This window comes from Pseudomonas sp. D2002, from assembly GCF_013385735.1.
Lineage (GTDB): Bacteria > Pseudomonadota > Gammaproteobacteria > Pseudomonadales > Pseudomonadaceae > Aquipseudomonas.
The window spans coordinates 161,578-173,738 of sequence record NZ_JACAPL010000005.1 but is presented as its reverse complement, the minus strand read 5'-3'; the positions used below and the strand labels follow the sequence as shown (position 1 = coordinate 173,738).

12 protein-coding genes are annotated in these 12,161 nt (G+C 60.8%); 2 read left to right on the top strand and 10 right to left on the bottom strand.

The features are described 5' to 3' along the window. Positions 1-22: 22 nt before the first annotated feature. From HX783_RS11400 to HX783_RS11380, 5 genes are all read right to left on the bottom strand, one after another. Positions 23-1,639: an inorganic phosphate transporter gene (locus HX783_RS11400; protein WP_177016939.1), complete on the bottom strand. Its 1,617-nt coding sequence runs from the start codon at positions 1,637-1,639 to the stop codon at positions 23-25. A 232-nt stretch (positions 1,640-1,871) separates the two neighbouring features. Next, on the bottom strand, positions 1,872-2,894 hold the full coding sequence (locus HX783_RS11395; RefSeq protein ID WP_177016938.1) for a transporter: 1,023 nt from the start codon (positions 2,892-2,894) through the stop codon (positions 1,872-1,874). A gap of 100 nt (positions 2,895-2,994) precedes the next feature. Continuing rightward, the gene (locus HX783_RS11390; RefSeq protein ID WP_177016937.1) at positions 2,995-4,167 is read right to left on the bottom strand and encodes a GAF domain-containing sensor histidine kinase; all 1,173 of its coding nucleotides are present in this window, start codon (positions 4,165-4,167) and stop codon (positions 2,995-2,997) included. Between the two features lie 185 nt (positions 4,168-4,352). Then, positions 4,353-4,658, bottom strand: a complete 306-nt coding sequence (locus HX783_RS11385; RefSeq protein WP_177016936.1) for a PepSY domain-containing protein — start codon at positions 4,656-4,658, stop codon at positions 4,353-4,355. A gap of 100 nt (positions 4,659-4,758) precedes the next feature. Continuing rightward, positions 4,759-5,886, bottom strand: a complete 1,128-nt coding sequence (locus HX783_RS11380; RefSeq protein ID WP_177016935.1) for a glycerophosphodiester phosphodiesterase — start codon at positions 5,884-5,886, stop codon at positions 4,759-4,761. 230 nt (positions 5,887-6,116) lie between these two features. On the opposite strand from HX783_RS11380, the gene HX783_RS11375 reads away from it, so the two are divergent. Next, positions 6,117-6,440, top strand: a complete 324-nt coding sequence (locus tag HX783_RS11375; protein WP_177016934.1) for a DUF2025 family protein — start codon at positions 6,117-6,119, stop codon at positions 6,438-6,440. A 135-nt stretch (positions 6,441-6,575) separates the two neighbouring features. On the opposite strand, the gene HX783_RS11370 is transcribed toward HX783_RS11375, so the two are convergent. Both HX783_RS11370 and HX783_RS11365 read right to left on the bottom strand, forming a co-directional pair. Continuing rightward, complete coding sequence (locus tag HX783_RS11370; RefSeq protein WP_177016933.1) at positions 6,576-6,896, bottom strand: antibiotic biosynthesis monooxygenase; 321 nt, start codon at positions 6,894-6,896, stop codon at positions 6,576-6,578. Beyond that, positions 6,893-7,600: a CTP synthase gene (locus HX783_RS11365; RefSeq protein WP_177016932.1), complete on the bottom strand. Its 708-nt coding sequence runs from the start codon at positions 7,598-7,600 to the stop codon at positions 6,893-6,895. Before HX783_RS11365 ends, HX783_RS11370 begins: the two co-directional genes overlap by 4 nt. Before the next feature lie 80 nt (positions 7,601-7,680). Between HX783_RS11365 and HX783_RS11360 the strand changes: the two genes are divergently transcribed. Beyond that, positions 7,681-8,565 carry a LysR family transcriptional regulator gene (locus tag HX783_RS11360; protein WP_177016931.1) on the top strand — a complete coding sequence of 295 codons (885 nt, stop codon included), beginning with the start codon at positions 7,681-7,683 and terminating at the stop codon, positions 8,563-8,565. A 176-nt stretch (positions 8,566-8,741) separates the two neighbouring features. On the opposite strand, the gene HX783_RS11355 is transcribed toward HX783_RS11360, so the two are convergent. The 3 genes from HX783_RS11355 to HX783_RS11345 all read right to left on the bottom strand — a co-directional run bounded on the left by HX783_RS11355 (position 8,742) and on the right by HX783_RS11345 (position 11,978). Further along, positions 8,742-9,260, bottom strand: coding sequence for a DUF1003 domain-containing protein (locus tag HX783_RS11355; protein ID WP_159959240.1), 519 nt, complete (start codon positions 9,258-9,260; stop codon positions 8,742-8,744). Positions 9,261-9,336: 76 nt separating this feature from the next. Further along, entirely contained in the window at positions 9,337-10,656 is a 1,320-nt protein-coding gene (locus HX783_RS11350; RefSeq protein ID WP_177017125.1) for a PAS domain-containing methyl-accepting chemotaxis protein, read from the bottom strand. Positions 10,657-10,919: 263 nt separating this feature from the next. Next, positions 10,920-11,978 (bottom strand): diguanylate cyclase, encoded by a 1,059-nt coding sequence (locus HX783_RS11345; RefSeq protein ID WP_177016930.1) that lies wholly within the window; start codon positions 11,976-11,978, stop codon positions 10,920-10,922. Positions 11,979-12,161: the final 183 nt, after the last annotated feature.

Genomic DNA, 12,161 nt, shown 5'->3' with positions numbered 1-12,161 from the left:
GGAACGATCAAACTGTGTTGTGTCAGAACAGTTTGGTGAACAGCCAGTACAAACTGCCCGACAGCAAAATCGCCGCCGGCAACGTCAGCACCCACGCCATCAACAAATTGCGGATGGTCTTCATCTGCAACCCACCGCCATTGGCCACCATGGTCCCGGCCACACCGGACGAGAGCACATGGGTGGTCGACACCGGCAACCCATACATGTCCGCTGCGCCAATGGTCAGCATCGCGACCATCTCAGCCGATGCACCTTGGGCGTAGGTCAGATGGGTCTTGCCGATCTTCTCGCCGACCGTCACCACGATACGCTTCCAACCCACCATGGTGCCCAGCCCGAGGGCGATGGCCACGGCGATCTTCACCCACAGCGGAATAAAGCGCGTGGAATTGTCGATCTGTTCTTTGAACAGCTTCAGCTTGCCTTGGGTGTCGGCGTCGAAGTTGCCGACCTTGTCCTTGTCCATCAGGCGAATGGTTTCGCTGCTCAGATACATGTCGTTACGCACGTTGCCTACCGCTTCAGCGGGGACTTTGGCCAGGGAGCCGTAGCCTTTTACTTCGTCACCAATCTGGCCGGCGAGGGCGGCGAGGGCCGGCACCAGTTCCGGGGTGGCTTCCTTGGTGCGTACGTAGGTCGAAAGGATCGGCCGCGGGTCGCCCGGCAGTACTTGCGGTGCGCTTTTCACCAACGCGACCTGAGTCACCTCGGCCACCGCCGCAAACTGCAACGACTGCTCGGCGGGCATGGTGCGGTTCAGCGCATAGGCCATCGGCAAGGTGCCGACCAGGATCAACATGATCAGGCCCATGCCTTTCTGGCCATCGTTGGAACCGTGGGCAAACGACACACCGGTGCAGGTCGCGATCAGCATGCCGCGAATCCACCAAGGTGGCGGGGTGTCGCCCTTGGGCGCTTTGTACAGCGAGCGGTTTTTTACGAAGGCGCGCAGGGCCAGCAACAGCAGGGCGGCGAAGGCGAAGCCGATCAGCGGCGAGAGCAGCAAGGCATAACCGATCTTGATCGCCTGGCTCCAGTCCACACCGCTGGTGCCGTCACGCCCGTGCATCAGGGCATTCGCCACGCCGACGCCGATGATCGAGCCGATCAGGGTGTGCGATGACGAGGCCGGCAAGCCCAGCCACCAAGTGCCGAGGTTCCACAGGATCGCGGCGATCAGCAGGGCGAAGATCATCGCGAAACCAGCCGATGAGCCTACCTGCAAAATCAGCTCGACCGGCAGCAGGGCAATGATGCCGAACGCCACTGCGCCGCTGGACAGCAGCACACCGAGGAAGTTGAAAAAGCCCGACCACACCACCGCAAAGTGCGGCGGCAGCGAGTTGGTGTAGATCACCGTCGCCACCGCGTTGGCGGTGTCGTGGAAGCCGTTGACGAACTCAAAACCCAATGCGATCAACAGCGCCACGCCGAGCAGCAGGAACGGCGTCCAGGTGGTCACCACCGTGCCCAGTTCGTGCATGTCGTGCATCAGGCTGTAGGCGGTAAACAGCAAACCCATGGCGAGCACGGCGAAGAAAATGATCACCGTCACCAGGCCGGGTTTTTTATCCAGGCGGGGTTTGGGGTCCGCGTGTGACGCGGTGGAGGAGGCAGTCAGGGAAGGGGTGGCCATGCCGGAGCATCCAGTGTGGGGAGGATGTCGTTGATGATCATTGCAGAATGTTACAGAGATGCTGCGGTAAGTCAGTGTTTAAGGAATTGGGTGTGCCGCTGGTCCAATAAACACCGCAGGTCCAATGTGGGAGCGGGCTTGCTCGCGAATGCGGTGTGTCAGTCAACCTCTCTATAACTGACCTACCGCATTCGCGAGCAAGCCCGCTCCCACAGTTTGATTGCATTCCACGTTAGTAATCTTTGCGTTTGCGGAACGCCCAGCGGCCGGCAATCAAGGTAAACGTCGCCACCAACGCCACCAGAATCCAAAACCCTTCCGGGTCGGTGGAAAGCGGCACGCCACCCACGTTCATGCCGAAAAAACCGGCAATGATATTGATCGGCAACGCCAGCACCGTCACCACAGTCAGGGTGAACAGCGTGCGGTTGCTTTGCTCGTTGAGGTTGGCGGCGATTTCTTCCTGCAACAACTTGATGCGCTCACCCAGCGCCATCAGGTCGTTGATGATCAGCGCAAATTCCTCGGTGGATTTGCGCAACTCCTTCACGTCTTCCTTTTGCAGCCACTGCGGCGGGCGATTGAGCAGGCGCAGCAACGAGCCGGGCTCCAGCGCCAGCAGGCGTTGCAGGCGCACCAGCACTCGGCGCGCAGCACCCAGCTCGGCGCGGTTGGTGGACAGGCGCGAGGACAGCAACTGGTCTTCGATATGGTCGACGCTGATGCTGGTCTTGCGCACGATCTGCGTCAGCACTTCGCCCTGGTCGCGCAGCAAATGCACCAGCAATTCCAGTGGCGAGCGAAAGCGTTCACCGGCCTTCACCGATGAGCGCAATTTATCCACCGAATGCAGCGGTTGCAGGCGCGCACTCACCAGCAGACGGCTGCGAGCGCACACCCACAACGTGGAAATGTCCGACGAGACCATGCTGCTGAAGTTGAACACCACGTCGTTGACCACCGCCAGCAAGGCCGAGTCGACGTGTTCGATGCGGGTGGAGCGCGAACCTTCGTGCAAGGCTTCGAAAAACTCATCCGGCAGCGACAAATGCGTTTGCATCCAGCGCTCGCACGCGGCGTGGGCCAGGTTCAGGTGCAACCAGAGAAATTCTTCCGGGTCTTGCGGCGCCTGCAAGGCGGCCAGCGCGGTGGCCGAGTCAATCTGCTCGCCTTTTTCACCGGGTCGAAAACGAAAACCGTAAAGCAGGCCAAACAGATCGGGATCCTGGTGGCCGTGGTCGATGCTGTGGTTCATGGAGGCTCGCAGAGAAAGCGCCTGTAGGACGTTTCACAGGTTCGCGTGGGCGAATCATTGCAAGGCGGGATGACGATTTTGTGACGGTTTGAAAACTTACCTAGCGGGTTTTCAGGGTGAAGGTGAACAGCGTGCCTGTTTGCGCGCAGGATGACACTTCAAGCTGGCCGCCGTGGGCATCGGCAATCTGCTTGACGATATACAAACCCAGGCCGAGACCGGCTTGCGGCGTGTCTTTGACCGGTCGCGAGTAGGGCTGAAATAGTCGCGGCAGAGCGAGTTCGTCGATCTGGCCGGGGTTTTTCACCGTCAGTGTGAACTGGTCATCCTCAACCCGCGCGGTAACTTCCACCGGGCCGTCGTGGCTGCCATGGTGGATGGCATTGGCTACCAGGTTGGAGAGCAATTGCGCCAGTCGATCGCGGTCGCCGTAGACGCCGCGCAGGTCGCCGATATCGGCCTGGATCAGGCGTTGCGGGTTCACACTTTGTACTTCCAGTACCACATGCTGCAAAGCGTCCTGCAAATCCTGGCAGTCATTCAGGTGCAGCGGGATGCCACTGCCCATGCGGCCGCGGGCGAAATCCAGCACATCTTCGACCAGTTGCGAGGCGCGCCGACCGCTGGTGAGGATGTGGCGCACAAGGGTATCGGTTGCAGGGTTCGGGTGTTTACGCAGCAGCCGCTCGGCGCCGAAGTTGATGGCGAACAGCGGGTTGCGCAGGTCATGGCCGAGCACGGCGATGAATTGCTCGCGCAGTTCGGCAGTACCGCGTTCTTCCTGCAATTGGGCCTGTGTAGTTTGCAGCGCCTCTTCGGCTTCAATCTGCAACGACAGCACCCGGGCGAACGATTCCATGGTCGACTGGATCGTGCTGCTGCGCAGCGGCGCGGGGTTGGGGTCGAGCGCGCAAAGGGTGCCGAAGAAGCGCCCGTCGGTGCGAAACACCGGCACCGAGATGTAGCTTTCAAAGTGGTACATGCGCGGGGTGTGGTGGTCGTGGTAGAGCGGGTCTTCGCTGGCTTTGTCGATCACCACGGACACGTGGGAACCGCGAATTTCGTGGCAGATCGTGGTGGTCAGGTCCAGCTCGCCACCGACGCCAAGGCCAAACTCCAATCGGTCAAGCACGGCGCAGGCGGTCCAGGTGTCGTCGGTCACCCGCGCCACGGCGGCGAAGCGCAGGCCGGTCATGTCGCTGATGACTTTGAGCATCGCGGGTACGGCACTGATACGGCCAATAGTGGCGATGTCGACGGCTTTCTGCCCCATGCAGCGATCTCGATTCCGAAGGTGGTGGGCGTTGTGCCCGAGCCAATGAGGGGATTCTAGCGACCTTACGTGCTGTGGGTGTAATTTCATTAACCACGTGGATACTTTTCCTACGCTTGGCAGATGAGCGAGCAAAAAAAAACCGCGCCACTTTAAAAAGTGGCGCGGTTTTTTTCGCGGTTGAATCAGGTGTCTTGTTTGTTTTCCAGCACGGCGCCGGTTTTGGCGTCGAGCTTGACTTCAAAGCGTTTGCCGGCGGTGTCGGTCACGTCAACTTCGTAAACCAGTACACCGTTTTTGTGGTCCAGCTCGGTGTCGGTGATGCTGGCGCCAGGGTGAGTGGCGACGGCAGCGGCGTTGAGTTTCTCGAAAGGCAACACCGCGCCGGACTTGAGCAGGCCTTCAATATGATCCGGACGAACATCCGCCTGGGCCAGACCGGCAGTCAGGGTCAGGGCGGAAGCGGCGAACAAAGCAGTCAGGGTTTTCATGGTGTGTGTCCTTCTGGGTGAGCTGTTTAAGTGGCGCCAGATTAACCAGCGCAACTTAACTCATCCTTAATGGCGCACTGACACCTAAGCGGCCTGACGCTTAGTAGCCATTGTCCTTCAGCAGATCCTGCACACTCGACGACGGCCAGCGCTTGTAGAACTTCAACAGTTCGGCGGCGCGGTTGGTGAAGATGCCATCGACGCCGGCCTTCATCACTTTCTCGAAGTCCACCGGCTCATCGACGGTGTAGACGTGCACCAGCAGGCCTTTGTCGTGGGTCAGCTTGTTCATTTCAGGCTTCACCAGGTCGGTGTAGCTCTGGTCGCCATGGTTGGTCAGCTCGGCCGATGGGCCGGTGCCGATGGCGCCGAGGCTCTTGGCTTCGTCGACCCATTTTTCGAATTCGGCAGCATCCTTCGGCTCTTGCTTGGCGTAGTAAGCGGCTTTGGTCGGTTCGCCCGACTCGGCGAAAGTTTGCGCAGACTTCGGCTCGATGCTGCCTGGGCCAACCCACAACAGCAGGATTTTCGGGGTGTTGGGCATTTCTTTTTGCAGCTCTTTCAAGCTGTCTTTTTCAAACGTCTGCAGCACCACGCGGCCCTTGCCCTGGCCAACGCCGGTGTTGCTCTTGCCCAGCTTGGAGCCGGCGGAGCTCAACCAGCCCTTGTCCAGCAGCTTGTTTTTCAGGTCGGCTTCGATGCCCGGGAACTGCTTGGGTTCTTTGGTCTCGATGTACAGGCCGGGTTTGTGCTGCGGGTTGCCTTCGGCGATCTTGATGATTTCATCCAGGCTCTGGATTTTCAGGCCGACGAACGCAGGACGCGCGCGGTCCGGGTAGGCGGCGTTGAACCAGCTGCCGGCGTCCAGGGTGCGCAATTCGGCCCAGGTGAACTCGTTGGCCGGGGCATCTTTACGCTCCGGGAACTTGGTGGCCACGTCGGTGGTGCGCTGCAGGTTGTTGTCGTGCAGGGCGAACAGCACGCCGTCCTTGCTGCGCTGCAGGTCCATTTCCAGGTAGTCGGCGCCCAGGTCGCGGGCCAGCTTGTAGGACGCGGCGGTGGATTCGGGGGCGTCGTAGGAAGCGCCACGGTGGGCGATGACGGCCGGGTACGGAATGCCTTCGTTTGTCGCCAATTCAGCCGGGCTGATCGGGTCGGCAGCCTGTGCCTGGCCAAGGCCAAGCATCAGCGCGAGCAGCAAGGCGCTCTTGGTAAACGTGACAGGCATATGCGAAGTCCTTTCGTGGAGGTAACTTGAGAAGGTGTCCTTTTTAACAATTGATTGCGAAAGGCGCTATCACCAAACCGACATTAAGGTGCTCACGCGGCATTTTTCCGGGTTTTTTTGTGCGCTGTTGCAGTATTCTTGGCCGAGCTGCCCCGTTAGAGGGCCGTAATTTCTGCCACGCGTGTAAACCATCTTTCCAGTCCCAGTGGGACTTTTCAGTGAGGTTTACCATGCGCATCACGTCCGAACTTATCTGCCAGGCCGCCGACCAACTCCACGGTTTTGTCGGCCTGAACCGCAAGACCGGCCAGTACATCGTACGTTTCAGCGAAGATTCCTTCGGCATGGACGTCGCCGATGACGGCATCATCCCCACCGCCGAGTTTGTCTGGCTGCCAGCCCTCGACCACGCCATGACCTTGTCGCGCGAGCGCATTCAACTGCTGCTGGACCAGAACATCGACGACCGCATCAACATCACCGAGCCGCTGCGTGTGTACATGCGCCGGGTGGAGATCCCGCAGATCAGTGCGTTGCGCAGTTTGGTGAGCTAGTTCATACAAGTTTCTGCAAGGTGGAGATCCAAATGTGGGAGCGGGCTTGCTCGCGAATGCGGTGGTTCAGCCCAGTATTAAGTGACTGACACACTGCTTTCGCGAGCAAGCCCGCTCCCACATGGGGTAAGCATTTCAATTATGGAAGGTGTAGGCCCGCTCCACCTTGCACACGCGTGTTTGAAACGCCGAGTACCACGTGGCGCGCCCTTGTTCGCGCACCTGGCGATGCTCGGCCTGCCTCTTCCAGGCCAGGATCGCCGCCTCGTCCTGCCAATAAGACACGGTGATCCCCAAGCCGTCTTCGCGTGCCGACTCCACGCCCAGAAACCCCGGTTGCTCACGCGCCAGTTCCAGCATGCGCGTGGCGGCCGCGCCGTAGCCTTGGTCACCCTCAGTACGTAGTGAGCTGAAAATAACCGCGTAGTAGGGCGGGGCAGGCGTGTTGGCGATCATTGCGACACCTGCCGGCAGGCCTTGAGCAGGGCCAGCGCCAACGGCGGCGTGATGCCCTTGAGTGCGGCGCGTTCGGGTTGGAACAGCGTGGCGACGAAAAACGGGTGGTCCAGCAGCTCGATGGCACGCAGGTCACCCGCCGAATCGTGGCCGCTGGGAATCAAATCGCCTTCCAGCAGTGCCTCGGCGAATTCGGGGTTGAGACCGTAGCTGCAGCGATAACCTTCGTGCAGCTCCGGCTGGCCGTAGGCCTCGGCGATGCGTGTGTAGGGCACCAGGCGCACGGTGTCCGTTGCCTCCACCAGCGCGCAGCTCAGCGGCGTGATGACCGCGCGTTTGGCCTGTGGGGCCAATTCACCGTGTTCTGCGTCAGCCCAGCCCAGCACGTTGCGGGCATATTCCAGCACGGCGTGTTGAAAACCACCGCAGGTGCCGAGGAACGGGCGTTTGCGTTCGCGGGCAAAACGGATCGCCCGCAGTGCGCCGTCGATGTCGCGGTAGGGGCTGGCGGGTACGCACCAGAAGCCGTCGAAGGCGTGCAGTTCGGTGTTGGCGGTGATCGTGTCGGTGTCCAGCCATTGCACGTGGAGTGTCAGGCCCAAAGCGTCGGACGCCTGCTGCAGGGCGACGGGGATCGCCTGGTGCGCAGTCACGTCGGGGTTGTAGTCGCCGATCAGGGCGAGGTGCAGGGCGGTGGCTTTCATCGTGTACGTCCCATGGCTTGTCGTGTCCTGGGCTGCACTATAGATTGGCGCTCACGCAATCAAAATTGGCGTTTGCCCACATGCTCAATGCAGCCACGCACTATCAAATCGACTACCCGGACCTGGCGTTGATCCTCGCCCTGGTGCGCGGCGGCACCCTGGCGCGGGCGGCGGCGTTGTTGCGGGTGGATGTGTCCACGGTGTTCCGCGCGGTACGGCGGCTGGAGGCGGCATTGGGCCAGACGCTGTTTGAAAAAAGCCGCGCCGGTTACCTGCCCACCAGCTTGGCCAGCAACTTGGCGCAACAGGCCGAACACGCGGAACAGGCCCTGGAAGCCGCGCGCATTGGCGTGGAGCAGGGCGGTGACGTGATCAGCGGCACCGTGCGCCTGACCTGTACCGACTCGGTGCTGCAAGGCTTGCTGCTGCCGGCGCTGGCGCAGTTCATGCCCGAATACCCGGCGCTGACCCTGGAGCTGAGCACCTCGAATGATTTCGCCAACCTCAGCCGCCGCGATGCGGATATCGCCCTGCGCCTGACCAAGACGCCGCCGGAGCATCTGGTCGGCCGTTGCCTGGGCACGGTGGCCTATCAGGTGTGTGCCAGTGCCGGTTTCGCCCGTCAGCATGCAGGCCGTGCGCTGGCCGAACTGCCCTGGATTGCGCCGGATGACTTCCTGCCCGATCACCCCACCGTTGCCTGGCGCCGCGAGCACTTGCCGGGCGTGCGCCCCAGTTATCGCTGCAACAGCATGTTGTCGGTCACCGAGCTGGTGCGCGCGGGGATGGGCGTGGCGGCGCTGCCGGATTTTCTCTTGGGCAATGGGCTACAACCGCTGGGGCCGGCACTGGCCGGGCGTGACACTGCATTGTGGCTGCTGACACGCCCGGATTGCCGGGCGCTGCGTTCGGTGGTGACGCTATTTGATGAGCTGGGGCGGCATGTGCGATTGCCTCGTGTGTAGCGGGCTTGCGCAAATGCCATGTCAGTTAACCCAATGCTTGTAGCAGCGAAGATCCCCTGTGGGAGCGGGCTTGCCCGCGAAAGCGGTGGTTCAGTCAACGTCAATGTTTGCCGGGCCGACGTCTTCGCGGGCAAGCCCGCTCCCACAGTAGTTACTCGCGCAAGATCGCTGTTTTTTCAAGGTTTACGCATGAACTGCTCATGCATTTCGCAGGTCAGGGTCTCGATACGCTCGGTCAGCTGCTTGGTCATTTCCGTCAGGCGGGTGTTCTGCTCCAGCAGTTCCAGCAGCTGTTTGGTGGTCTGTTCGGCCTGTGCCTGGCGCTCGGTATTGGCGATGGCCAAGGCTTCGCGGTGCTGGGCATCGGCGTCGGACTGGGCTTTATCGCGGGCAGCCTGGCGGGTCTGGGCCAGCAGGATCAACGGCGCGGCATACGCCGATTGCAGGCTGAAAGCCAGGTTGAGCAGGATGAACGGGTACACGTCGAAGTGCGTGACGCCGGTGATGTTCAACACCACCCACAACACCACGATTGCGGTTTGTGCACCGAGAAACGTCGGCGTCCCAAAAAAACGCGCGAACGCTTCGGCCTTGAGGGCAAAGGTGTCATTCCCGAAGGTCGGCGCCAGGTGCGCGTGGCCTCGGTGAAAACGCAGGTGGTCGACGGGGGCGGCGGCTGGCTTGTCTGGGGTCATGGCGGGCTCGAATCCTTAGCGTAAAGACTAGTCAGCACTATAGACCGAGCCCTCGGCCAGACACATGAAGATCAGGTCAGTTGTTGCCCCGCTCATTGGCAAACGCGCTCACGGCCTGCACGGCCTCGCCGGTGCCTTCGCGAATCTGCAGGATCACCGTGCCGGCCTGGTTGGCCAACTCCACACCCAGGGCGGCGCGGTCGCGCGTGCCTTCCATGCTGTCGATGGCTTGGCGGGTTTCCTCCTGGATCATCGCGATCATGCTGGAAATTTCCGCCGTCGAGCCGCTGGTACGTGCCGCCAGTTGCCGTACTTCGTCGGCGACCACCGCAAAGCCACGGCCTTGTTCGCCAGCACGCGCGGCTTCGATGGCGGCGTTGAGGGCCAGCAGGTTGGTCTGGTCGGCGATGCCGCGAATGGTGTTGACGATGGCGGTGATCTGCTGCGAACGCTCGCCGAGCTTGGCGATCAACTGCGACGAGCCGTCAATGTCGGCGGCAATTTCGCGCATGCCGGTGGCGGTTTGCTGGATCACATCGGCGCCTTTTTCGGCGATGTCCCGTGTGTTCAGGGAGATGTGGTAGGCCTGGGCGGCGCTGGCGGCGTCGGCCGCATGTTGTTGCACCCTGGCGGTGACGTCGGAGGCGAACTTCACCACTTTGCACAGGCGCCCGCTGGCGTCGTACACCGGGTTGTAGTTGGCTTCGAGCCAGACGGTCTGGCCGTTTTTATCAATGCGCTCGAACTGGCCATTGAACAGTTCGCCCTGGTTCAAGCGTTTCCAGAACTCGCTGTAGGTCGCACTGTTGGCCAGCTCCGGCTTGCAGAACAAGCGGTGATGCTTGCCCTGGATCTGCGCCAGGCTGTAGCCCATGCGCTGCAGGAAATTCGAGTTGGCGGTAATGATGGTGCCGTCGAGGTTGAACTCGATCACCGCCATGGCGCGGTCGATGGCGCCCAGTTTGGCGTTGGCTTCGCTTTCGGCCTGCAGGCGTGGGGTGACGTCCATCGCGTACTTCACCACTTTGATGACCTGGCCGGTGTCGTCGCGCACCGGGTTGTAGCTGGCCTCCAGCCACACTGACTGGCCGTCACCCGCAACGCGTTCAAAGGTGCCCGATTGGAATTGGCCGTTGCGCAGTTGCGTCCACAACTGGTTGTACTCGGCGCTGCGGGCGAACGCGGGTGTGCAGAACGCACGGTGGGGCTGGCCCACGACCTGTTCGGCGCGATAACTCATGGTCTTGAGGAAATTCTCATTGGCCCGCAGCACAGTGCCCTGCAGGTCGAATTCGATCACCGCCATGGAGCGCTCAATGGCATCCAGCATGCTGGCTTGCTGGGCGTTGGTGTGTTGCAGGGCACTGATGGTTTTTTTATGGGCGTTGAATAGCATGTTCGAAGGCTCGGGGAAGCACGCGTCTGAGGTATCCATGAATATGCGCCTGCCCCCGTAGGGCCGCGGGCCTTACGGTTGACTTGCTCATTGTCAGCTTCCTTGTGCCGACAGAGGGGGTTGAACAACGGACTCAGAGTGATCGGCCTGCCAAGAAGTTCGCCACCACGGCAGCGTTCTTAATGGCTATGCGACCAATGGCGGCATTATGCTATCGCGGCAGGGCAGCGGCAGAAGATTCAGACGAGATGTCGTCGGACGACTCAGGCGGAGTGAGCGACTACGTAGTCGCTGACATTGACCCGGTTGCGACCGGTGTCCTTGGCCGTGTACAGCGCACGATCCGCAGCGTTGAGCCACATTGCGGCATCGCTGAAGGACGCCTGGAAGTCGGCCAGGCCGATGCTCAGGCTTACGCGCAGCTCAGGGATCTGCGGGTTGCGATAGTTGCTGAAGGTTTCGCGCATCTGTTCCATGACCTGTGCGGCGTCTTCCAGGGGCATTTGCGGAAGAATCACACAGAACTCATCGCCGCCGTAACGGCCCGCCAGGTCGTTTTCGCGCAACACTCGGCGCAATTCCAGGCTCAATTGCCGCAGCACGGCATCCCCGACGATATGGCCGTGGGTGTCGTTGATTTGCTTGAAGTGGTCGATATCAATCAGGGCAATAGTCGCGTGGCTTTGCTGCTGTTGGCACTTGTGGAATTTCAGCTGCAGCAGGTCTTTCCAGGAGCCGTGGTTGAGCAGGCCGGTCAAGCTGTCGGTACGGCTCAGGGCGCTGAGGGCGCGTTTGTGTTCCGAGAGTTTGATTGCCAACTGATAGCAGACCATGCCGATGGCCATCGGATAGAGCGTCAACATCGGCAGGCAGGTGTAGACCTGGGTCAGACTGACGTTGGGGTTGAACTTGATCCCGAACAGCCCCCATGCCACCCCGATACCCGCGGCCTGTGCCAGCAGCCCACGCAGGAACAGGCGCTTGCCACCGGCCGCGACGTTATTCATGGTCATCATCGACAGGATGGTCACAGCTGTGAGCGGGGTGAACTGAGCGGCAGCGGCCCAGAACCCGCCGAGCAACGAGTCATAGAGCAGGTTGCGCTGTTCAGCCTGGTAGGGAAACTGCGAGCGCGTGGAGAGCTGGTACGCCACATGCGCCCAGGCATAGCCATTGAATAACAGCAACGCCCAGACCCAACCTGGCATCGCCAGAGGGTAAAGGGCGCCGACGACACTGATACAACCGATACCCAGGCCGATGATCCTTGGCTTGTAAATACGCCTGGCAAATGAAAGCCCTTTGCCTCGTCTGTTTTCCATAATGTTCCGGGTCAGCTCTTTTTTGCAGATATGACAGCGTGCGTCAGCGGCTAGAACCGTTGATCGGATAATAGTTGTGAATATTGTCAGTTATTCGCGTTGGAATAATCAGTGTCCTTCCAAGCCATTTGCACGGCACAGCGTGCGAATAAGCTAAAAACGACCCGGAATGTCGTTCATACA

Coding starts and splice junctions, on each gene's coding strand:
- HX783_RS11375 (WP_177016934.1), top strand. CDS start 6,117: ATGCGCATCACGTCCGAACTTATCTGCCAGGCCGCCGACCAACTCCAC.
- HX783_RS11390 (WP_177016937.1), bottom strand. CDS start 4,167: ATGGGGCAGAAAGCCGTCGACATCGCCACTATTGGCCGTATCAGTGCC.
- HX783_RS11400 (WP_177016939.1), bottom strand. CDS start 1,639: ATGGCCACCCCTTCCCTGACTGCCTCCTCCACCGCGTCACACGCGGAC.
- HX783_RS11380 (WP_177016935.1), bottom strand. CDS start 5,886: ATGCCTGTCACGTTTACCAAGAGCGCCTTGCTGCTCGCGCTGATGCTT.
- HX783_RS11365 (WP_177016932.1), bottom strand. CDS start 7,600: ATGAAAGCCACCGCCCTGCACCTCGCCCTGATCGGCGACTACAACCCC.
- HX783_RS11345 (WP_177016930.1), bottom strand. CDS start 11,978: ATGGAAAACAGACGAGGCAAAGGGCTTTCATTTGCCAGGCGTATTTAC.
- HX783_RS11385 (WP_177016936.1), bottom strand. CDS start 4,658: ATGAAAACCCTGACTGCTTTGTTCGCCGCTTCCGCCCTGACCCTGACT.
- HX783_RS11355 (WP_159959240.1), bottom strand. CDS start 9,260: ATGACCCCAGACAAGCCAGCCGCCGCCCCCGTCGACCACCTGCGTTTT.
- HX783_RS11350 (WP_177017125.1), bottom strand. CDS start 10,656: ATGCTATTCAACGCCCATAAAAAAACCATCAGTGCCCTGCAACACACC.
- HX783_RS11360 (WP_177016931.1), top strand. CDS start 7,681: ATGCTCAATGCAGCCACGCACTATCAAATCGACTACCCGGACCTGGCG.
- HX783_RS11395 (WP_177016938.1), bottom strand. CDS start 2,894: ATGAACCACAGCATCGACCACGGCCACCAGGATCCCGATCTGTTTGGC.
- HX783_RS11370 (WP_177016933.1), bottom strand. CDS start 6,896: ATGATCGCCAACACGCCTGCCCCGCCCTACTACGCGGTTATTTTCAGC.